22 protein-coding genes are annotated in these 20,794 nt (G+C 70.9%); 14 read left to right on the top strand and 8 right to left on the bottom strand.

From position 1 onward, the window contains the following. Positions 1-89 precede the first annotated feature (89 nt). The gene (locus tag H305_RS0102930) at positions 90-1,220 is read left to right on the top strand and encodes a DUF2786 domain-containing protein (protein WP_028799098.1); all 1,131 of its coding nucleotides are present in this window, start codon (positions 90-92) and stop codon (positions 1,218-1,220) included. A gap of 36 nt (positions 1,221-1,256) precedes the next feature. Here H305_RS0102930 and H305_RS0102925 read toward each other — a convergent pair whose 3' ends face one another. Then, a complete protein-coding gene (locus H305_RS0102925; protein ID WP_028799097.1) occupies positions 1,257-1,796 on the bottom strand; it encodes a DUF4232 domain-containing protein in 540 nt (179 codons plus the stop codon). 638 nt (positions 1,797-2,434) lie between these two features. Continuing rightward, entirely contained in the window at positions 2,435-2,935 is a 501-nt protein-coding gene (locus H305_RS0102920) for a hypothetical protein (protein ID WP_037762339.1), read from the bottom strand. A 198-nt stretch (positions 2,936-3,133) separates the two neighbouring features. Between H305_RS0102920 and H305_RS0102915 the strand changes: the two genes are divergently transcribed. The 4 genes from H305_RS0102915 to H305_RS0102900 all read left to right on the top strand — a co-directional run bounded on the left by H305_RS0102915 (position 3,134) and on the right by H305_RS0102900 (position 4,793). Beyond that, the gene (locus H305_RS0102915) at positions 3,134-3,520 is read left to right on the top strand and encodes a VOC family protein (protein WP_028799095.1); all 387 of its coding nucleotides are present in this window, start codon (positions 3,134-3,136) and stop codon (positions 3,518-3,520) included. Positions 3,521-3,527: 7 nt separating this feature from the next. Then, positions 3,528-3,881, top strand: a complete 354-nt coding sequence (locus tag H305_RS0102910; protein ID WP_028799094.1) for a metalloregulator ArsR/SmtB family transcription factor — start codon at positions 3,528-3,530, stop codon at positions 3,879-3,881. After that, positions 3,878-4,339, top strand: coding sequence for an SRPBCC family protein (locus H305_RS0102905; RefSeq protein ID WP_028799093.1), 462 nt, complete (start codon positions 3,878-3,880; stop codon positions 4,337-4,339). Before H305_RS0102910 ends, H305_RS0102905 begins: the two co-directional genes overlap by 4 nt. A gap of 193 nt (positions 4,340-4,532) precedes the next feature. Continuing rightward, positions 4,533-4,793, top strand: coding sequence for a DUF397 domain-containing protein (locus H305_RS0102900; protein ID WP_028799092.1), 261 nt, complete (start codon positions 4,533-4,535; stop codon positions 4,791-4,793). Positions 4,794-4,885: 92 nt separating this feature from the next. Here the strand turns inward: H305_RS0102900 and H305_RS0102895 are convergent, their stop codons facing one another. Continuing rightward, positions 4,886-5,404 (bottom strand): ATP-binding protein, encoded by a 519-nt coding sequence (locus H305_RS0102895; RefSeq protein ID WP_078628874.1) that lies wholly within the window; start codon positions 5,402-5,404, stop codon positions 4,886-4,888. 337 nt (positions 5,405-5,741) lie between these two features. Between H305_RS0102895 and H305_RS0102890 the strand changes: the two genes are divergently transcribed. The 6 genes from H305_RS0102890 (at position 5,742) to H305_RS0102865 (ending at position 11,406) form a co-directional block, all read left to right on the top strand. Then, a complete protein-coding gene (locus H305_RS0102890; RefSeq protein WP_051370360.1) occupies positions 5,742-6,566 on the top strand; it encodes a helix-turn-helix domain-containing protein in 825 nt (274 codons plus the stop codon). 152 nt (positions 6,567-6,718) lie between these two features. After that, positions 6,719-8,179, top strand: a complete 1,461-nt coding sequence (locus H305_RS0102885) for an aldehyde dehydrogenase family protein (RefSeq protein WP_028799089.1) — start codon at positions 6,719-6,721, stop codon at positions 8,177-8,179. Between the two features lie 199 nt (positions 8,180-8,378). Further along, positions 8,379-8,930 carry a DinB family protein gene (locus tag H305_RS0102880; protein ID WP_028799088.1) on the top strand — a complete coding sequence of 184 codons (552 nt, stop codon included), beginning with the start codon at positions 8,379-8,381 and terminating at the stop codon, positions 8,928-8,930. A gap of 31 nt (positions 8,931-8,961) precedes the next feature. Then, the gene (locus H305_RS0102875; protein ID WP_028799087.1) at positions 8,962-9,603 is read left to right on the top strand and encodes a PadR family transcriptional regulator; all 642 of its coding nucleotides are present in this window, start codon (positions 8,962-8,964) and stop codon (positions 9,601-9,603) included. A gap of 79 nt (positions 9,604-9,682) precedes the next feature. Beyond that, positions 9,683-10,648 (top strand): ATP-binding cassette domain-containing protein, encoded by a 966-nt coding sequence (locus tag H305_RS0102870; RefSeq protein ID WP_028799086.1) that lies wholly within the window; start codon positions 9,683-9,685, stop codon positions 10,646-10,648. Continuing rightward, positions 10,645-11,406, top strand: a complete 762-nt coding sequence (locus tag H305_RS0102865; protein ID WP_028799085.1) for an ABC transporter permease — start codon at positions 10,645-10,647, stop codon at positions 11,404-11,406. The genes H305_RS0102870 and H305_RS0102865 overlap by 4 nt, the downstream gene beginning before the upstream one ends. A gap of 157 nt (positions 11,407-11,563) precedes the next feature. Here H305_RS0102865 and H305_RS0102860 read toward each other — a convergent pair whose 3' ends face one another. Both H305_RS0102860 and H305_RS0102855 read right to left on the bottom strand, forming a co-directional pair. Next, a complete protein-coding gene (locus H305_RS0102860) occupies positions 11,564-12,976 on the bottom strand; it encodes a glutamate decarboxylase (RefSeq protein ID WP_028799084.1) in 1,413 nt (470 codons plus the stop codon). An 8-nt stretch (positions 12,977-12,984) separates the two neighbouring features. After that, a complete protein-coding gene (locus H305_RS0102855) occupies positions 12,985-14,271 on the bottom strand; it encodes an ion channel protein (protein ID WP_028799083.1) in 1,287 nt (428 codons plus the stop codon). A gap of 155 nt (positions 14,272-14,426) precedes the next feature. On the opposite strand from H305_RS0102855, the gene H305_RS0102850 reads away from it, so the two are divergent. Then, positions 14,427-15,194 (top strand): MerR family transcriptional regulator, encoded by a 768-nt coding sequence (locus tag H305_RS0102850; protein ID WP_037762203.1) that lies wholly within the window; start codon positions 14,427-14,429, stop codon positions 15,192-15,194. 43 nt (positions 15,195-15,237) lie between these two features. Here H305_RS0102850 and H305_RS0102845 read toward each other — a convergent pair whose 3' ends face one another. Beyond that, positions 15,238-15,603, bottom strand: a complete 366-nt coding sequence (locus tag H305_RS0102845) for a YbjQ family protein (RefSeq protein ID WP_028799081.1) — start codon at positions 15,601-15,603, stop codon at positions 15,238-15,240. Positions 15,604-15,743: 140 nt separating this feature from the next. Between H305_RS0102845 and H305_RS0102840 the strand changes: the two genes are divergently transcribed. Continuing rightward, complete coding sequence (locus tag H305_RS0102840; RefSeq protein WP_028799080.1) at positions 15,744-16,760, top strand: VTT domain-containing protein; 1,017 nt, start codon at positions 15,744-15,746, stop codon at positions 16,758-16,760. Positions 16,761-16,850: 90 nt separating this feature from the next. Here H305_RS0102840 and H305_RS0102835 read toward each other — a convergent pair whose 3' ends face one another. Then, a complete protein-coding gene (locus H305_RS0102835) occupies positions 16,851-18,530 on the bottom strand; it encodes a threonine/serine ThrE exporter family protein (protein ID WP_028799079.1) in 1,680 nt (559 codons plus the stop codon). 132 nt (positions 18,531-18,662) lie between these two features. After that, positions 18,663-19,154 carry an inorganic diphosphatase gene (locus tag H305_RS0102830; protein WP_028799078.1) on the bottom strand — a complete coding sequence of 164 codons (492 nt, stop codon included), beginning with the start codon at positions 19,152-19,154 and terminating at the stop codon, positions 18,663-18,665. Between the two features lie 79 nt (positions 19,155-19,233). Between H305_RS0102830 and dacB the strand changes: the two genes are divergently transcribed. After that, complete coding sequence (gene dacB, locus H305_RS0102825) at positions 19,234-20,790, top strand: D-alanyl-D-alanine carboxypeptidase/D-alanyl-D-alanine-endopeptidase (RefSeq protein WP_028799077.1); 1,557 nt, start codon at positions 19,234-19,236, stop codon at positions 20,788-20,790. Positions 20,791-20,794 lie beyond the last annotated feature (4 nt).

Here is a 20,794-nt window from a genome sequence, read left to right as displayed (position 1 = left end):
CAGGCGGATGGGGGTCCGGGGCGGAGCCCCGGGGTGCTGGGCCGGGTAGGTGCGGAGGGGGCGAGGAGAAGGCGTGACACGATCGGGCCATGAGCAGCAGCGGACCCCGCCCCGGCACCGTGGAGCGCGCCTTCGAGGCCGCGCTCTACGCCGACACCGACGCGGCCCTCGACACCGGCGCCTCGCTGCTCGCGGCGGACCCGGCGGCCGACACCGAACTCACCCGTCGCGGCGAGGAGTTCGTCGCCGCGGCCTGGCGGCGAGGCTGGCAGCCCGCCGACGTCGTGCGCGTCGTACGGCGCGAGCTGGACCCCGTGCACGTGCAGCTGACCGCGGCGCTGATCCTCGGCGAGAGCCATGAGCCCCGGGGCGCGCGCTGGACCGCGCAGCTCGAAGAGCTCGAGGCCGAGCCCCGGCCTCCCCGCGCCGACCGCTTCTCGTACGCCACCGCCGTACTGGAGCTGTACCGGCTGCTGCTGCGTCTTCCCGCCATCGAGCCTCTGGACGTGCCCCGGCCGGGTCCGGCCGCTGCCGGCCCCGGGGACTCCCGCATGCTCGCCCGCATCCGCGCCCTGCTCGCGAAGGCCGAGGCGACCGGGTTCCCGGAGGAGGCCGAGGCGCTGAGCGCAAAGGCGCAGGAGCTGATGGCGAGGCACAGCATCGACGAGGCGCTGCTCGCGGCCCGCACGCACGCGAAGGACGCACCCGGCGCCTGCCGTATCGGCGTCGAGCCGCCGTACGAGACGGCCAAGGCGGTCCTGCTGGACGCGGTGGCCGGGGCGAACCGCTGCCGCGCCGTGTGGAACGAGGCCTTCTGCTTCTCGACGGTCGTCGGCTTCGAGCCCGACCTGGAGGCGGTCGAGCTGCTGTACACCTCGCTGCTTGTGCAGGCGACGGCGGCGATGACGAAGGCCGAGGCCGCGCAGCGGGCCGGGGGCCGCAAGCGCACGAAGACCTTCCGGCAGTCCTTCCTCGCCGCCTACGCGCACCGGATCGGCGACCGCCTCGCAGCCGCCGCCGAAGGCCAGGTGACGGCCGCGGAAGGGGACCTGCTGCCGGTGCTGGCGGCCCGCGACGTGGCGGTCGCGGACCACACGGACCGGATGTTCCCCCGGACGGTGACCACCCGGCTGCGCGGGGTCGACGACGCCGCCGGCTGGCACGAGGGAGCCGCGGCGGCGGACCGGGCCCAGGTCCTGGACCGCCGCCGGCTGCCCTGACCCGCGGGCCCCGTCACCGGGTGTTCGACGGCGTTCTCAGTCGCCCGCCGTCCTGAAGGTGCTCACCGTGGCGTCCAGCTCGTCCGCGGACTTCTCGGCGACGTCGCCGTACGGCCACTTCCACTGCTTGTCCCCGGTGTGCCCCGGGAGGCTGATCCGCAGAGTCCGCACGGCGGCGCCCGAACCGGCCTCGCCGCGCACGTACGTGAGGGTGAACGTCGCCGCCTCGTCCTGGTGGAGGGTCAGCTTCTGCGCCTTCGCGCCCTCCTCCGGGGCCAGGGTCCAGGAGGTCCCGCCGGCCCGCAGGTCGACGCCCGGGAAGCCGTCCAGCGTGCACGCGCCGGAGCCGGTGTTGGTGACGGTGACCGGGATGTTGCCGGTGTCGCCCGCGGCCGGGGCCGCGTTGGCCGGTCCGACGTCGACGCCCACCTGCTGGAGGGAGCACGCGGAGCTCTTGCCGCTCGCGTCGCTCTTGGCGTTCGCGTCGCCACCACCGCCGTCGCCACCGCCGCAGGCGGTCAGGGCGAGTGCTGCGGTGACGCCGGTGAGGGCGGCGGCGAGAGGGATGGCGCGCATGAGGGTCCTCTGGGGTCGTGGCCCGGTGACGGGCCCGGGGCCCGGGGCGGTGGCAAGGGCCGGGCCCGGGGTGCGTGACGCTGTCCGTGGATCATCACTCAGGCGTGCGTCCTCGCGTCGCGCGCCCCCGTCGCCCGACCCGGCCACGGGCCGGGAATGTCCATGAATCTCCCTTACGCTATCGGAATGGGCCGGCTCCGGGCGCTGAAGGACACCGCGCGCTCGGGCCTGACGGTCGAGCGGAAGCGGCTCGAACCGCCGGTCGCCCTGCGGGGCGCGGCGGGGGCTCGCGCTGGTGGGCGCGACCCTTCCGGGCGCACGGGGGCAAGGCCGTGCGCGAGCGGCGGGTGCCACGCTGCGGCGCGGTGCGCGACGCGATCGAGGGACGGGACCGTGACGTGGCCGACGAGGAGGGGCCGGAGGGGTTTCGTACGGCAGGGCGCGGGCCTGATCCCGGACTCCCTGGTCGAACTGTCCGAGGCCCCGGACCCGCCGTGTTGCCGATGGCCGTGGACGGGAGCGAGTCCGTGCGCGCCCAGGAGGTGCCGTGTCAGGCGTCGCGGACCCGGGCCGATCCGAACGGCGCCCTCTGGCCGGCCGGCGTCGGACCTGTCTCCGTCCGGCCGGCGGTCACGGGTTCAGGACCCGAGGCTCGCGGTGGGCAGTCCCGTCGGCAGTTCCCCGCCCTGGCTCTTGGTGTATGTCTCCTTGCCGAGGCCGCCCTGCCAGGTGATCCGGAGCGACTTGCCGCTGACGGAGTCGACCATGCCGACGGCGCGCTCCTTGCTGCCGTCGGTGCACTTGAGCCGGATCATCTGCATGTCCGCCTCGTCGGCCGCGGTGCCGCTGCACACGGTGCCGCCGGTCGCGAACAGCCCGGCCTGCTTGCCGTTGATCATCAGTACGACGGCCTTGCCGTTCGCGGTCGTCAGCCAGCTGCCGTCGAGGTCGGTCTTGGCGCCCGAGGTGCCACCGGTGCCGCCGTCGGTGGCGGCCGAAGCGGTCGGGGACGGGGTCGGGCCGGTGGACTTGTCCCCGGAGTCGTCGCCGTCGCTGCTGCAGCCGGTGAGCAGGAGCGCGGCCGCCACTGCGACGGCCGCGGCCGCGGTACGGGCCGGGCGGTGCGGGAAGGTCGCCATGATCACTGGAGCTCCCAAGGGTGGTGATGGTGCCGGGTCGCCTGAAAGACCGCAGCAAGCTACCAGGAGGGCGTGTGCGCATCAGGGGAACGTCCGCCGTGGGCTTGCTCACGGACTTGTTCCGTCGAGGGCAACAGGGATGGGTAGGGAATCTCCTACGGTTGACGCGTAGGGAATTCCCTACCTATGGTGGCCCGCATGAACATCACGCACGCCTCCTTCGTCACCCTCCCCGTCGCCGATCAGGACCGCGCCCTGCGCTTCTACACGGACGTACTCGGCTTCACGGTCACCGCCGACCTGCAGATGCCGCCCGGTCGCTGGCTCCAGGTCGCGCCCGAGGGTGCGCAGACCGTCTTCACGCTCTCGGGCCCGGGCATGGGCGGTTTCGTCCCGGGTGAGGCCCGGGGGATCATGTTGGTCACGACCGACGTCGACGCCGACTGTGTGCGGCTCACCGCCGCGGGCGTCGCGGTGGAGGGTCCCGACGACCTTCCGTGGGGCCGCATGGCCTCCTTCCGCGACCCGGACGGCAACGGTCTGATGCTGCTGACGGAGAAGGCCATGGAGAAGGAAGGCAGCTGATCGCGCCATGACGGTGACCGGGGCTCGCCAGGCGAGCGAGGACCGCGTGTTCGCCGCGCTCGCCAACGCCACCCGCCGTGAGGTCCTGCGCCTGCTGCGGGACGGCGGGCCCCAGCCCGTCCAGGCCCTGGCCGACCACTTCGACATGCGGCGGCCGAGTCTCTCGGAGCACCTCAAGGTCCTCCGGGACGCCGGACTGGTGTCGGAGGAGCGCGCGGGCCGGCAGCGCATCTACCGCCTGGAGGCGACCCCGCTCGCCGAGGTGCAGGACTGGCTCCATCCGTACGAGCGGTTCTGGCGCGACAGGCTCAAGGGCCTCGCCGCTCTGCTGGACCGCATGCCCGACGATGCCGAGTCATGAACCCCGTTCCTGATGATGACCTGACCACCATCCGCGTCGACCAGTTCCTCCCGCACCCGCCGGCCAAGGTCTGGCGCGCCCTCACCGACCCCGAACTGCTCGTGCAGTGGCAGATGCAGGGGTCGGAATTCTTCCGGCTGGAAGTCGGTCACCAGTACGCGCTGACGTCGCTGCCGCGCCCCGGCACGAACTTCTCCGGCACGGTTGACGTGCGCGTTCTGGCCTTCGAGCCGGAGCGGATGCTGAGCGTCCGGTGGACTGATCGGGATCCGGCCAATTCCGCGGAGTGGACCATTACTTGGACACTGGAACAGGAAGGCCGCGGTACGCGTCTGTTCCTAGTGCACGAGGGATTCGATCCGGACGATCCCGCACAGATGATGGCGCGGAAGATCATGGACGGGGGCTGGAGGTCGCATGTCCTGCGATCTCTGGGGCAGGCGCTGGACCGGGCGTGACCCGAGAAGGCGCAGGCCGTAGTCAAGTGAGCGACAGCCGGTAGTCAAGCGCCGGTAAAAGCTGTAACCGCAGGAGTACCCCGCGTGCACGTGCATCTGCCCATGCATCTGCACATGAACAGAGCTATGATCCGGGTCAGTTGACGACTGCATCAATGGCCACCTCAGCCACTGCACGACCGGGGAGCGACCTGTGGACCACGACGTGTACGAAGTGGATGACGTGTACAACGGCATGGCGGCGACGGAGCTGAACGGGGTGGCCTGGCAGAAGAGCCGGCACAGCAACTCGCAGGGCTCCTGCGTGGAGTTCGCGAGGCTGCCCGGAGGCGACGTGGCCGTGCGGAACTCCCGGTTCCCGGAGGGGCCCGCGCTCGTCTACACCCGCGCCGAAATCGAGGCGATGCTGCTCGGCATCAAGGACGGCGAGTTCGACCACCTGATCGCCGGCTGATGCCGGACGCCTGACCGGAGCACGGAGCGCCAACCCCGTTCAACGGTGCGTAACGCGCGTAGAACCGCGGCGCCGAAAAGCGCCGCGGTCCGTCATTCCGCGGGGGGCGCGGCCGCGCCCGGCTGGGGCAGCCGGAACAGTGCCCACACGACCTTGCCGCTGAGGGTGCCCGCGAGCGGGTGCCAGCCCCAGCTGTCGGCGAAGGAGTCGACCAGGAACAGGCCGCGGCCCGACTCCGCCGAGAAGTCGTCCGAGTCGCCCGCCACCGGACTGTCGTGACTGGGGTCGCGCACCGCGCACACCAGGCGGGCGGTCCACCGCATCAGGTGCAGCCGTACGGGCGGCCCCTGGTCGTCCTTGCGCGGCGTGTCCGCGGGCAGCGCGTGCCGCAGCGCGTTGGTGACGAGCTCGGAGACCACCAGGCACACGTCGTCGAAGCGCTCGCCGATGTCCCACTGGTCGAGCGTTCTCCGGGTGAACTGCCGTGCCTCGCGCACCGCTTCGAAGCGGGCGGGCAGGGCGCAGGAGGCGGCGCTGGACACGGCTGCGGGGTCGAGTGGCGGAAGTCCCTGCCGTAAGGGTTCGAGCATGGTCGATCCATTCGTCCCCATGCGAGGCACTCCCGAGTGTTCGCGGTCGTTGCGATGCAGCGGTGGCGCGGGGACCATGGTTCCGAATGCGTACAGCAGATGCAAGGGCAGATGCACGTGCACGCGCCCGAATTAGACCGCCGTTAACCGGTTGTTGCTCATTTCTTCTGTCACCTTCTTCCCTCTTGTTGACGCTCTGCCGATCCCTTTCTGTGCGGCTCCTTTGGCTACTTTCCGTTTCCGTAACCGAACGAGTACTGCTTGAAGTGTTTTAGTGGCAGACTTCGGCCCTTGGAGACAGTTGGGGAGGCGGACGAACGTGAGCGCTGGTGAGTCGAGCGGCTCGGTGGTGCGGCGCATGCTGCTGGGGTCACATCTCCGGCGCCTGCGTGAGGCGCGTGGAATCACCAGGGAAGCGGCCGGTTATTCGATCCGTGCCTCCGAATCGAAGATCAGCCGCATGGAGTTGGGACGGGTGAGCTTCAAGACGCGTGACGTCGAGGACCTGCTGACGCTCTACGGCATCACGGACGAGATGGAGCGCACCTCCCTCGTGTCGCTCGCCAAGGAGGCCAACGTCGCCGGCTGGTGGCACAGCTACTCCGACGTCCTGCCCAGCTGGTTCCCGACCTACGTCGGCCTCGAAGGCGCGGCGCACCTCATCCGCTCGTACGAAGTGCAGTTCGTGCACGGCCTGTTGCAGACCGAGGCGTACGCGCACGCGGTCGTCGCGCGGGGCATGAAGGGCGCCTCCGCCGCCGACATCGACCGGCGCGTGGCCCTGCGCCTGGAACGCCAGAAGTATCTCGTCTCCGAGAACGCCCCCGAGTTCCACATCGTCCTGGACGAGGCCGCCCTGCGCCGCCCCTACGGCGACCGCGAGGTGATGCGCGGACAGCTCCAGCATCTGATCGACGTCTCGGAGCGCCCCAACGTGCGGCTCCAGGTCATGCCGTTCAGCTTCGGCGGCCACTCCGGTGAGAGCGGCTCCTTCACCATCCTCAGCTTCCCGGAGTCGGACCTGTCCGACGTCGTGTACCTGGAGCAGCTCACCAGCGCGCTCTACCTGGACAAACGCGAGGACGTCGGCCAGTACGAGGGCGCGCTCAAGCAGCTGCAGACGGACGGCCCGGGCCCGGCGGAGAGCCGCGACCTGCTGCGGGGGCTCCTCCAGCTGTCCTGACGCTCCGGCCGCCGCACCCCGCGCCCTCGTCCGGCTGGTCCGCACGGACTCTGTCCAGGCGTTCTCCAACTCCCTTGAAACACAAGTACGATGACGTGCGATCAGGCGTTGATCGGATGTCTGCCTCGGCAGCGCAGGGATTGAGGGAGCTCATGTCGTCCTACTTCACCGACCTGGCCCAGCAGTACATCGACGGCGCCTGGCGGCCGGGCACCGGCTCCTGGGACATCATCGACTTCAACCCGTACGACGGCGAGAAGCTGGCGTCGATCACCATAGCCACCACTGACGAGGTCGATCAGGCGTACCGCGCGGCCGAGCGCGCCCAGAAGGAGTGGGGCACGACCAACGCCTACGCCCGCCGCGCGGTCTTCGAGAAGGCCCTGCGCATCATCGAGGAGCGCGAGGCGGAGATCACCGAGGTGATCATCGCGGAGCTCGGCGGCACCCACCTCAAGGCGGCCTTCGAGATCCACCTCGCCAAGGAGTTCCTGCGCGAGTCGATCCAGCTGTCGCTGCGCCCCGAGGGCAAGATCATCCCTTCGCCGATCGACGGCAAGGAGAATCGTCTCTACCGCGTCCCGGTCGGCGTCGTCGGCGTGATCAGCCCCTTCAACTTCCCCTTCCTCCTCTCGCTGAAGTCGGTCGCCCCCGCGCTGGCGCTGGGCAACGGCGTGGTGCTGAAGCCCCACCAGAACACCCCGATCGTCGGCGGCTCGCTGGTCGCCAAGATCTTCGAGGACGCCGGCCTGCCCGGCGGCCTGCTGAACGTGGTCATCACCGACATCGCCGAGATCGGCGACGCCTTCATCGAGCACCCGGTCCCGAAGGTCATCTCCTTCACCGGTTCCGACAAGGTCGGCCGGCACGTCGCCACCGTGTGCGCCTCGCACTTCAAGCGCTCCGTCCTCGAACTCGGCGGCAACAGCGCCCTGGTGGTGCTCGACGACGCCGACATCGACTACGCGGTCGACGCGGCGGTCTTCAGCCGGTACGTCCACCAGGGCCAGGTCTGCATGGCCGCGAACCGTGTCCTCGTGGACCGCTCCGTCGAGGCCGAGTTCACCGAGAAGTTCGTCGCCAAGGTCAGGTCGCTGAAGACGGGCGACCCGAGCGACCCGCAGACGATCATCGGCCCGGTGATCAACTCCTCGCAGGCCGACGCGATATCGGGCGCGGTCGAGCAGGCGATAGCGGAGGGTGCCACCGCCCTGGTGCACGGCACGACGACCGACAACCTTGTCGAGCCGTCCGTCCTCACCGACGTCCCCGCAGACTCCTCCCTGCTGCGGCAGGAGATCTTCGGCCCGGTCGTCTTCCTCGTCCCCTTCGACGGCGAGGACGACGCGATCCGCGTCGTCAACGACACCCCGTACGGGCTGAGTGGCGCCGTCCACACCGGTGACGTCGAGCGCGGTGTGAACTTCGCCAAGCAGATCGAGACCGGCATGTTCCACGTCAACGACGGCACCGTGCACGACGAGCCGCTGGTCCCCTTCGGCGGCGAGAAGCACTCCGGTATCGGCCGGCTGAACGGCGAGACGACCGTCGACGCGTTCACCACGCAGAAGTGGATCTCGGTGCAGCACGGGCGGAGCTTCTTCCCCTTCTGAGCCCTTCCGGCGCCCTGCGGGGCCTTCCGGGACCCTCCGGCTGCCTGCCGGATCGCCCGCGGCCCCGGAGTTCCGGGACTCCCGCTCACGACTTCCAGGGATTTCCGCGCACGCCGAGCCCTTGCGGACCGGAACTGTCCGCAAGGGTCCGTAGCGTCATCGGTGTCAGGCAAGAGGACCCGATGAAAGGCGGCCGGTCATGGTGGCTCATGTGGGAGCGGAGACGCGCGGGGACGAGCGGGGGGCACTGCTGTCCTTCCTGGAGGAGCAGCGCGGCGGTGTCCGCCGGGCGCTGCTGGGGCTGTCGGAGGAGCAGGCGGCCTCCCGCCCCAGCGCCAGCGAACTCTCCCTGTCCGGTCTGCTGAAGCATGTCGCCGAGGTCGAGCAGGGCTGGATCGCCCGTGCCCGGGGCGAGGAGCCGGCCGTCCGGCGCGACGCGTCCAACTGGCACGAGTGTTTCGTGCTCGGCGACGGCGAGACCGTGGCGTCCCAGCTCGCGTACTGGGAGAAGGTCGCCGCGCAGACGGAGGAGTTCCTCCGTTCGGTGCCCAGCCTCGACGACACCTTCGCGCTCCCGGACGAGCCCTGGTTCCCGCCGGAGGGCCGGGTCTCGATGCGCTGGCTGGCACTCCACCTGATCCGGGAGACGGCCCGGCACGCCGGTCACGCCGACATCATCCGCGAGTCCCTGGACGGCAGGACGGCGTTCGAGCTGGTGGCCCTGGAGCAGGGCGGGCAGGGCACGTCCTGAGGCCGGTGGCAAGGGTCCTACGCTGGACCGCATGTCAGCGATCCGTCTCCTCGTGCTCGGCGCGGTCCGCCAGCACGGGCGGGCCCACGGCTACCAGGTGCGCAACGACCTGGAGTACTGGGGCGCGCACGAGTGGTCCAACGCCAAGCCCGGCTCGATCTATCACGCGCTCAAGCAGATGGCGAAGCAGGGGCTGCTGCACGCGCACGAGATCGCCCCGTCCACCGCCGGCGGGCCGCCGCGCACGGAGTACGAGATCACCGACGCGGGCACCGAGGAGTTCCTCCGGCTGCTGCGGGAGTCCCTGGTGTCCTACGACCAGAAGATGGACATCCAGTCGGCGGCCATCGGATTCCTCGTCGACCTGCCCCGCGACGAGGCGGTGGCCCTGCTGAAGGAGCGGATCCGGCGGATCGAGGTGTGGCGGTCGGCCGTCACGGAGCACTACATCCCCGAGGACGGCCCCGAGCAGCTCGGTCACATCGGCGAGATCATGAACCTGTGGGTCCACACGGCCGACTCGGACGCGGCCTGGACCCGGGGGCTCATCGAACGGATCGAGCGCGGCGCCTACACCTTCTCCGGCGAGGGCGAGCCGTTCGTGGGCGTCCTCGCCGAGGGTGAGCAGAACCCGTACGCGACGGATGAGCGGCACCCGGACGACCACCACTAATCAAGTTTGACCAATGCGGAGGCGCGCGTTACCTTCGAGCATGTAGTCAAGTTTGACTAATCGAGATGGGGGAGTGCCCGTGGCCGAGACGGCGATCGGCGTCGAAGGAGCACACAAGAAGTACGGCGAGAGGGCCGCCCTGGACGGACTCGACCTGCGCGTCGCCCGCGGCACGGTGCATGGCGTGCTCGGTCCCAACGGCGCGGGCAAGACGACCCTGGTCCGCATCCTGTCCACCCTGCTGCGGCCCGACGGAGGCCGGATCGAGGTCGCCGGGCACGACGTGGTGACCGAGGCCCGCGAGGTCCGCCGCCGCATCGGCCTGCTCGGCCAGCACGCGGCCCTGGACGAAGAGCTGAGCGGCCGCCAGAACCTGGAGATGTTCGGCCGCCTCCACCATCTGGGCGCCAGGCACGCCCGTGTGCGCGCCGGTGAACTCCTGGAGCGCTTCGGCCTCGCCGACACCGGCCGCACCTGCGTCCGGGCGTACAGCGGAGGCATGCGGCGTCGCCTCGACCTCGCCGCCTCCCTGATCACCGAACCGGAGGTGCTGTTCCTGGACGAGCCGACCACCGGCCTCGACCTGCGCGGCCGCGCCGAGGTGTGGGCGTCCGTCCGCTCCCTGGTCGGCGGCGGCACGACGGTCCTGCTCACCACGCAGTACCTGGAGGAGGCGGACCAGCTCGCCGACCGCATCGCGGTCGTCGACCACGGCCGGGTCGTCGCCGACGGCACGGCCGACGGGCTGAAGACGCTGACCGGCGGCGACCGCATCGACGTCGTCCTGCGCGATGCCGGCCAACTGGGGGCCGCCGTCGCCCTGTTGCCGCTGCCGGCCGCGGACATCTCCGTGGACGCCGACCGCCGTCTGTTGAGCGCCCCGGTCGCCGACCGCATGGCGGCACTGGCCGGGGTCGTACGGGCCCTGGAGGCCTCCGGCATCGAGGCCGTGGACGTCGCCCTGCGCCGTCCGACGCTGGACGAGGTGTTCCTGCACCTCACGGCACGCGACGACCGCACCGACCGGACGAAGGAGGCCGTGTGAGCACGTACGTGCTGAGCGACTGCTGGACCATGACCCGCCGTGAACTCGCCCACTGGGCACGGAAGCCCGTCCAGGTCCTCGTCGTCCTGGTCTTCCCCGTCATGCTGCTGCTGATGTTCGGCTACCTGACCGGTGGCGGCCGGGGCGTCGAGGGCAGCTACGTCGACTTCCTGGTGCCCGGCATGCTCGCGCTGACCATGGCCTTCGGCCTGGAGGGCACGATGCTGGCCGTCACCCAGGACCTCAACAAGGGTGTCATCGACCGTTTCCGCGCGATGCCGATGGCCAACAGCGCGGTCCTGGTGGGCCGTTGCAGCGCCGACATGCTCCAGTCGGCGGTCGGTCTGGCCGTGCTGATCGGCGTCGGGCACGCCATCGGCTGGCGCGCCCACGGTACGCCCGGAGCCTTCCTCGGGGCAGTCGGCCTGCTGCTGCTGTTCCGCTTCGCCATGCTGTGGATCGGCATCCACCTCGCGATGGTGGCCGGGAAGCCGGAGATGGTGCAGGCGGTGCAGATCCTGGTCTGGCCCGTCGGCTTCCTCTCCAACGCCTTCGCCACGCCCGGCTCGATGCCGTCCTGGCTGGGCACGGCCGTCGAGTGGAACCCGATGTCGCAGACGGCGACGGCGATCCGTGATCTGTTCGGCGGTCCCGGAGGAGAGCCGGGGCACGTCGGGGCGGCGGTCCTGTGGCCGCTGGCGCTGGTGGCGGTGTTCTTCCCGCTCGCGGTAGGGAGGTTCGCCCGGCTGAGCCGGTAGGGCCGGCCCGGCGGCCCGGACCCTCCACGGCACCGGGACCGTCCCCGGCACCGTGGGCGCGACGCAGCCGTCCGTGCCGCGGGCCCGGACTCGGCCGTCCCGCACCGCCCCGCGGGGGCCGGCCGTCGTCGTCGCGGCGGCCGGCCGCACGGAACCGTCAGTGGTGGAAGCTCGTCGCCGCGTCCTTGTCGTGGGTCTGCGGATGCGACTGGCGGCGCAGGTCGGGCAGCAGGCGCTGCAGGTCCTCGACGAAGAGGTCGGCGAGGTCGGTCGAGAAGCCGTTGCGGCAGACCACGCGCAGCACGGAAAGGTCCTCGCGGTTCTCCGGGAAGGTGTACGCGGGCAGCAGCCAGCCGTGTTCGCGCATGCGCCGGGACACGTCGAAGACGTCGTACGAGGTCACCGAGGGCGCCGTCGTGAAGGCGAAGACCGGAAGCTGGTCGCCCCGGGTGAGGAGGGTGAAGTCGCCCAGTTCCTCCACGCGCCGGGCGAGGCCCATGGCCACGTCCCGGGTCGTCTGCTGCACGGCCCGGTATCCCTCCCGGCCCAGGCGCAGGAACGTGTAGTACTGGGCCACGACCTGTGCCCCGGGGCGGGAGAAGTTGAGTGCGAAGGTCGGCATGTCGCCGCCCAGGTAGTTGACCCGGAAGACGAGCTCCTCGGGGAGCTCGACCGCCGACCGCCACAGCGCCCAGCCGACACCCGGGTAGACCAGGCCGTACTTGTGCCCCGAGGTGTTGATCGAGGAGACCCGCGGCAGCCGGAAGTCCCAGACCAGGTCCTCGTCCACGAAGGGCGCGATCATCGCCCCGGACGCGCCGTCCACATGGACGGGGACGTCCAGGCCCGTGCGCTCCTGGAGCTCGTCGAGCGCGGCGCACAGCTCCGCGATCGGCTCGTACGACCCGTCGAAGGTCGATCCGAGGATGCCCACGACCCCGATGGTGTTCTCGTCGCACAGCTCGGCCGCGGCCTTCGGGTCGAGATGGAACCGGTCGCCCTCCATGGGCACCTGTCGCGCCTCGACCTCCCAGAAGTTGCAGAACTTCTCCCAGCAGACCTGGACGTTGACGCCCATCACCAGGTTCGGGCGCACGTCCTTCGCCGGGTAGCGGTCCGCGTTGCGCATCGCCCACCGCCGCTTCAGCGCCATTCCGGCGAGCATGCACGCCTCGCTGGACCCCGTGGTCGAACAGCCCACCGAGGCGGAGGGGTCCGGTGAGTTCCACAGGTCGGCGAGCATCGCCACGCAGCGCCGCTCCAGTTCGGCGGTGCGCGGGTACTCGTCCTTGTCGATCATGTTCTTGTCCCGGCACTCGCCCATCAGGATGCCGGCCTGCGGTTCCATCCAGGTCGTGACGAAGGTGGCGAGGTTGAGCCGCGAGTTCCCGTCCAGCATGAGCTCGTCGTGCACCAGCTGGTACGCCGTCGTCGGCGGCAGCGGGCTGTCCGGGAGCCGGTGGGTGGGCGGCGCCTCGGTCATCCCGCTGACCGGATCCGTCTCCCCGTAGAACGGGTTGACGGACCTCCGGTGCCCGGCGGTCTTCCGGGTGCCTTTGTGAAGCGGCATGAGATCTCCTAACGGATCGAGGTCCCGTCGTCGTGCAGCTGCATCTGCGGCCGACCGGTCACCAGCAGCCAGGCGGGAAGGGAGGCGATGCACAACAGGGTGAGGATCGTGGGCGAGGCCACCAGGACGGCGGCCGTGAACAGGCTCACCCAGCCCTGCCGGGTGATGGCGAGGAGGATGCCCAGCACTCCCGCCGACACGCCCACCGCGGGATGGACGGAGGGCACGAGCGCGTGGGCACACAGGCCGAAGGCCGTACCGATGAAGACGGCCGGGAAGATCCGGCCGCCGCGGAACCCGCAGGACGCCGCGACGAGCAGGGCGGCCAGCTTCACCACCGTCATCAGGGCGAACTGCCCCGCCGACCAGCCGTACGGGTCCCGGGCCAGCTCGTCGACCTCGTCCAGGCCCTTGAACAGCGTCAGATGGCCGCCCAGCGCGCCGAGCAGGCCGAGGACGAGTCCGCCGGCCGGGAGACACACCATCGGGTGCCGCAGCCGGGCGAACGCGCGGTGGACGTACGGGAAGGCGTACACGATGGTCATGCCGAGCACGGCGGCGGCGGGGGCGATCACCAACGCGGCCAGCAGATCACCCAGGTGCGGTGAGCCGATCGTGGGCAATTGCAGGTCGAACGCCGGATGGCGGATCAGGTCGTTGGTCGCCGCGCCGATCGCCGCCGCGGCCAGTGGAGCGAACAGGTTGTCCCACAGCCGCCCCCTCATCGGCTGTCCGGCCAGCGCCTCGGAGATGACCAGCGCCGCCGCCACGGGCGTGCCGAACAGGGCGCCGATCGTCGCCGCCTCCGCCAGCGCCGGCCACAGGACCCCGGGCAGCGAGGGGCGGAATCTGCGGCCGAGCCAGACCGCGAGCGCCACGTTGGTGGCGATGATCGGGTTCTCCGGGCCCAGGCTCGGTCCGCCGGCCAGCATCAGCGCCGTCGCCACCAGCAGGCCCGGCAGGACGAACGGCTGCATCGGGACCGCGGTGAGGCCCAGAGTGGCCGGGTCGGGGCCCGCGTGTCCCGGAGCCTTCCACACGACCAGACCGACCAGCACCCCCGTCATGGTGAGCATGACGATCATCCAGAGCGAGGAGTAGCCGCCGATGCCCAGCGCGTCCGGAAGGTCCTGCCACAGCACGTCCTGGAGCTGTTCGGCGGCGCTGCTCACGCCCAGCAGGAGGAGGCTCGCGCCCACGCCGACGAGCAGGGCCGGGACGACCATCGGCAGCAGCGTCCGCGCGGGCGTCGCCGGCGTGGTGGCCGGTGCCGTGGGTGCCGCTTCGTGGGTCACGCGATCACCCTAAGCGGGCCAAACGGACATAACATCCCGAAAGTTCGCCGTCGCCACCCCCGGAATCCCGGGCCCGTGACCCCGCGGTCCCACGGACTTGCACCTCACGTCACGTGAGGGCTCATCGTGAAGTGCGTACCGAGAAAGGAGCGGAAGTGAGCTACTCAGTGGGCCAGGTCGCCGGTTTCGCCGGGGTCACCGTGCGCACACTGCACCACTACGACGAGATCGGGCTGCTGGTGGCCGGTGAGCGCAGTCACGCGGGGCACCGCCGCTACGGCGACGAGGACCTCGACCGGCTCCAGCAGATCCTGTTCTACCGGGAGCTCGGCTTCCCGCTCGACGAGGTCGCCGCCCTGCTCGACGACCCGGACGCGGACCCGCGCGCACACCTGCGCCGGCAGCACGAACTGCTGACCGCCCGGATCGAGAAGCTGCAGAAGATGGCCGCGGCCGTGGAGCACGCCATGGAGGCACGCAGTATGGGGATCAACCTCACGCCCGAGGAGAGGTTCGAGGTCTTCGGGGACAAGGATCCGGAGCAGTACGCGGAGGAGGCGGAGCAGCGCTGGGGCGGCACCGAGCAGTACGCCGAGTCGCAGCGCAGGGCCGCCCGCTACACCAAGGACGACTGGCGGCGCATCCAGGACGAGGTGGCGTCCTGGGGCGAGCGCTACGACGCCCTGATGGCCGCCGGTGAACCGCCGGCCGGCGAGGCGGCCATGGACCTGGCCGAGGAGCACCGCCTGCACATCTGCCGCTGGTTCTACCCCTGCTCGTACGAGATGCACGGGTGCCTCGGCGAGATGTACGTCTCCGACGAGCGCTTCAAGGCGTTCTACGACGCCATGCGGCCGGGCCTCGCCGAACACCTGAGGGACGCGATCACGGCGAACGCCGCACGCCGTTCCGAGGAGTCCTGACGGTGGGGGCGTCCGCCCGGGCGGACGCCCCCACCGGTGTGCGCTACCGCTTGGCCAGGACCACGGCCGTCCCGTACGCGCACACCTCCGTCCCCGCGTCCGCCGCCTCGGTGACGTCGAAGCGGAACATCAGCACACCGTTGGCGCCTCGTATGCGCGCCTGTGCGACGAGCCGCTCCATGGCCTGGTTGCGGGTCTCCACGAGGGTCTTGGTGAGCCCCTTGAGCTCGCCGCCGATCATCGACTTCAGACCCGCGCCGATCTGGCTGCCCAGGTGACGGGAGCGCACGGTGAGACCGAAGACCTCGCCGATGACCTGCTCCACGCGGTAACCGGGTACGTCGTTCGTCGTCACGACCAGGACGTCCGGCTGGGGTCCCTGGCCGCCGCCGTATTCATCGATGCCCATGGCTCACAGCTTTGTCCCACTCGACGCACAGTGCATCCTGGAGTCACGGGTGGAACCTGGCGCGGACACATTGCGTTGATAGCTTTGGTCGGCCGAACAGGACCGCCGCACCCACCTTCACCCCTCAGGAGTCCGGAACCGTGACGACGCTTGCCCTCGGTCCAAGCTGGCTGGATCCGAACACGCTCCTGGACAACTTCGGCATCTGGGGCCTGCTGCTCATCGTCTTCGCCGAGTCCGGCCTGCTCATCGGCTTCTTCCTGCCGGGCGACTCGCTGCTGTTCACCTGCGGCCTGCTGATCACTTCGGGCACGCTGGACTTCCCGCTGTGGGCCGCGATCGCGCTGATCTGCCTCGCCGCGGTCCTCGGCGACCAGGCGGGTTACGTGTTCGGCAAGAAGGTGGGGCCCTCGCTGTTCAACCGGCCCGACTCGCGCCTCTTCAAGCAGGAGAACGTGGTCAAGGCCCACGAGTTCTTCGAGAAGTACGGGCCCAAGTCCCTGGTCCTGGCCCGCTTCGTGCCCATCGTGCGCACGTTCACGCCGATCATCGCCGGCGTCAGCGGCATGAAGTACCGCTCCTTCATCACCTTCAACATCATCGGCGGCGTCCTGTGGGGCGCGGGTGTCACCCTGCTCGGCTCCTGGCTGGGCAACATCGGCTTCGTCCACAAGAACATCGAGGCGATCCTGATCCTGATCGTCCTCGTGTCGGTGGTCCCGATCGCCATCGAGTTCCTGCGGGCCCGCTCCAAGGCCAGGAAGAACCCGCCCCAGGAGCCCGAGCGCCAGGTCCCGCCCGCCCAGCAGCACGCCCGGTCCGCGCCGCCCGTCATGGACGACGCCACGACCCGGCTGCGCCCCGTCCCGCCGGCCCACCAGGACCAGGCGTACGGCGGCCACCAGGGGTACGGCGACCACGGCGCGTACGGCGACCAGCAGGGGTACGGCGACCAGGCACAGGCCTACCCGCAGCAGCACCAGCAGCCCTACGGACCGGAGCAGGGCTACTCCCAGGGATACGGCCGGCAGCCCTATGACCAGCAGCCGTACGGCCAGGGCGGGGCCTACCCGCAGCAGCAGCAGCCGTACGACCCGCAGCAGGACTACCGGCAGGCGCCGCAGTACCCGTACGACCAGGGCCACCGGGCCCCGTAGGGCGAGCGGACCTCGGGGGCTTCGTCCGGATCGGCCCGGGTCCGCGACGCCGCGCCGCGGCCAGATCCGTCCCGATCCGAACGAAACCCCCTAGAAGCCGCGGGTCCGCTTGGCGGCCCTGCGGCCCGCGGCGGAGGCGCCCGGCACCCGCAGGAACAGCCGGGAGATCTCCGACCCGAGGTTCACGCCGATCGCGATGGCCATGGCGAGCGCCGCTGCCTTCGAGAGGGAGACGAGACCCTTGTCGACGTCGTTCTGCGCGATCGACAGCAGGCCGAAGTACGTGGCGGAACCGGGGAGAAGCGGACCGATCGCCGCCGTCGTGTACGGCAGCGCCGACGCGAACCGGTAGCGCGACAGCAGCTGCCCGAACAACCCCACCAGGCCCGCCGCGACGGCCGTGGAGGCGACCGGGGAGATGCCGCCCGCGTAGTGCATCGCCCCGTACACCGACCAGGCGACGCCCCCGTTCAGAGTGACGGCGAGGACGGTGGAGCGTTCCTGCTGGAGCAGCACGGCGAACGTCAGCGACAGCAGCATGGACGCGGCGATCTGGAGCAGCGGCCGCTCGCTGCCGATCAGGGCGGCGTCCGGATTGAGCTCACCGCCGAGCTTCACGCCGAAGTAGAGCACCATCAGGACGCCGATGACGATGCCCACGAAGAAGTACATGACTTCGAGCAGGCGGGCGGAGGCGGTGATGTAGAAGCCGGTCAGGCCGTCCTGCACGCCCGCGACCAGCGCCCGTCCGGGCAGCAGCGCGAACAGTCCACCGGTGATCACCGCGGAGCCGTTCACGTCGACGTGCGCCACCGTGAGCGCGACGCCGATCGCGGCGGGCGGCATCGCGGCCACCGTGAACTGGTAGAACTCGGGCAGTCCGCGCCCCGCGCACAGCCACGCCAGCCGGTCGCCCAGCATGGCGCCGAGTGCCGCGGCGACGAACACGAGCGCGCCGCCGCCGACGAGCACGGCGGCGGCACCCGCGAGCAGCCCGGCCGAGGCGGTCAGCGCCCAGCCGGGGTACGGGTGGCGGTTTCGGCGGATCTCCGCGAGGCGCCGGTAGGCGTCCTCCAGAGAGATCGCGACCCCCGCCTCCCGGTCGCTGAGGTCGTCGACGAGCCGGTAGACGGCCGCGAGCCGCGTGTAGTCGGTGCCCCGGCGGCGGACGGTCCGGGACGCCGTCACGGGGTCGTCCACCAGGGACGGCTGGTGCGAGATGGACAACAGGGTGAAGGTGACGTTCGGTTCGCAGCGGTCCAGGCCGTAGGAGCGGCAGACGGCGAACATGGCCGCCTCCACGTCCTCGGCGCCCTCGCCGCCCGCCAGCAGCAACTCGCCGATGCGCAGCGTCAGGTCGAGCACGCGCGGGACGGCGGGCCCCGACTCGTCCTCCTTGTGCACCGGTTCCGGCGCGGGCCGCTCGGTCACCGGCATGCGCAGCATCGTGCGCATCCGGTCCTGCCAGGGCGCGTCCTTGGTCAGACTGACCACAGGGATGCCCGTCGCGGGCGTGAAGGCGGGCGGGGCCTCGCGCGAGCCGTAGGTGCGCGGTGTGCTGAACGCCGAGCCCTCCGGCTCGGACACGGGCGCCTGCGGCGCGTCGAGCCCCTTGGGGAGAGCGAACTCGGAGGTCGTCGACGACTCCTCGTCCTCCGGTCCGGTGTCCGGCGGGGCCACACCCGCGGGCGGGGTGAACGCACTTCTCGACTCGTCCGACTGCGGCTTGCGGTCTTCCGCCTCCGGCTCCGCCACCAGTTCCTGCCTCACCTTTCGCGCCCCTGTGCCTCGTACGTACCTCGCGTTGCCTCGTACGTACCTCCGTATGCCTCAGTATGCGTACGGATACACGAACGGGCCGCGCGACCCCTGGAGGTCACGCGGCCCGCCGGGCGCAAGGGGTCAGTGACCGCCCTGCTCCTTGAAGCGCTTGTAGGAACGCTCGATCTCGGCCTCGGCGTCCGTGCGGCCGACCCAGTCGGCGCCCTCGACGGACTTGCCGGGCTCCAGGTCCTTGTAGACCTCGAAGAAGTGCTGGATCTCCAGGCGGTCGAACTCCGACACGTGGTGGATGTCGCGCAGGTGCTCCACCCGCGGGTCGTGCGCCGGGACGCACAGCAGCTTGTCGTCGCCGCCGGCCTCGTCGGTCATGCGGAACATGCCGATCGCGCGGCACTGGATGAGGCAGCCGGGGAAGGTCGGCTCGTCCAGGATGACCAGCGCGTCCAGCGGGTCGCCGTCCTCGCCGAGGGTGTTCTCGACGAAGCCGTAGTCGGCCGGGTAGCTGGTCGAGGTGAAGAGTCGACGGTCCAGGCGGATCCGACCGGTCTCGTGGTCCACCTCGTACTTGTTCCGCGAACCCTTCGGAATCTCGATCGTGACGTCGAACTCCACCGGTGGCTCCTCCATGATCAACACATAGTTCTGGTGATTAAGTGTCCCTCACGCAGGTGTGTGATCGCGAAAGGGGCTGGTGGTCGTGCCAGAGCTGAGGCCTTGGCGGGCCGCGAGACCGCATGTGGTGCGGGTCGCGCGGACGGTGAAACCGCATGTGGCGCGGATCACTCGAGCCGTGCGGCCACGTCCCGTGCGGATCACGACCCCGCAGTTCACGGCCGTCGCCGCCACCGTGGGCCTGGCGCTCGCGGCCGGGGCGGTGGCCGCGGCCGGTCCCTGGGACTCCTCCGGTCAGCGTACGGCCGAGCGCGACTGGGCCGCATCGCGGGACGGAGAGGGTGGCACAGATCACGGCCGTACGTCCGCTTCGTCCCGCACCTCGCCCCGGCCCGCCCCCAGCGCAGCCTCCGTCCTCGCCGGAGTCGGCGGTTCCGCGGGCGGCGTGCCCGTGCCCACGGAGAAGGCACTGGCCGGCATCCTCGACCCGCTGCTCGACAACGACGCCCTGGGCGCCCGGCGCACCGCCGTCGTCGTCGACGTGGTGACCGGCAGGCGGCTGTACGCCAAGGGCGCCGACGAGACCCAGACCCCGGCCTCCACCACCAAGATCGCCACTGCCGTCGCCGCCCTCACGGCCCCCGGTCCCGACCACCGGATCGAGACGCGCGCGGTCCTGGAGCCGGACACCAAGGAGGTCGTCCTCGTCGGCGGCGGCGACCCCACGCTGACCGCTCGCAAGAAGGCGGACGGATGGGCCGACCTGCGCACCCTCGCCGACCGGACGGCCGACGCCCTCAAGTCCCGTCACCTGGACCGCGTCACGCTCTCGTACGACACGTCGCTCTACACCGGTCCCGCCCAGCACCCCATCGGCAGGAACGGCAACCTCGCCCAGGTCACCGCCCTGATGGTCGACGAGGCCCGCCCCGGCGTCTCGGTCGCCGGCCCGGTCGACCGGGCCCTCGACCCGGCCCGTGACGCGGCCGGCAAGTTCGCCGACCTGCTGCACGACCGCGGCATCGAGACCGGGGCCCCCGGCCCGTCGAAGGCGACTGCCCGCTCCCAGGCCCTCGCCTCGGTCTCCTCGCCGCCCCTGTCCGCCCTGGTCGAGCGGATGCTGACCAACAGCGACAACGACATCGCGGAGGCTCTCGCCCGCCAGGTCGCCCTCGCCTCGGGGCAGCCGGCCAGCTTCGAGGGCGCCGCCAAGGCGATCCGCAGCCGGCTGGACAAGCTCGGACTGCCGGTCTCCGGCGCGAAGTTCGCCGACGGCAGCGGACTCGACCGCGCCGACCGGATCTCGGCCCGCCTGCTCACCGCGCTGCTCGCCGCGGCCGGCGATCCCGCCCACCCCGAACTGCGCACGGTCCTGACCGGCCTGCCCGTCGCGGGTTTCACCGGGACCCTCAGCACCCGCTACGCCGACGACCCCGGCGCCACGGGCGTCGTACGCGCCAAGACCGGCACGCTCACCGGTGTGAACACGCTCGCCGGCACCGTCGTCGACGCGGACGGACGCCTGCTCGCCTTCGCCTTCCTCACCTCCGACGAGGCCCACCCGCCGAACATGGACGCAGCCCGCGCGGCCCTGGACCACACGGCGACGGCACTGGCGGCCTGCGGCTGCCGCTGATCCC

It is taken from the genome of Streptomyces sp. 142MFCol3.1 (genome assembly GCF_000424945.1).
In the GTDB taxonomy this organism is placed as follows: domain Bacteria; phylum Actinomycetota; class Actinomycetes; order Streptomycetales; family Streptomycetaceae; genus Streptomyces; species Streptomyces siamensis.
The sequence above is the reverse complement of the archived record's forward strand: the minus strand, read 5'-3'. Positions and strand labels throughout refer to the sequence as shown.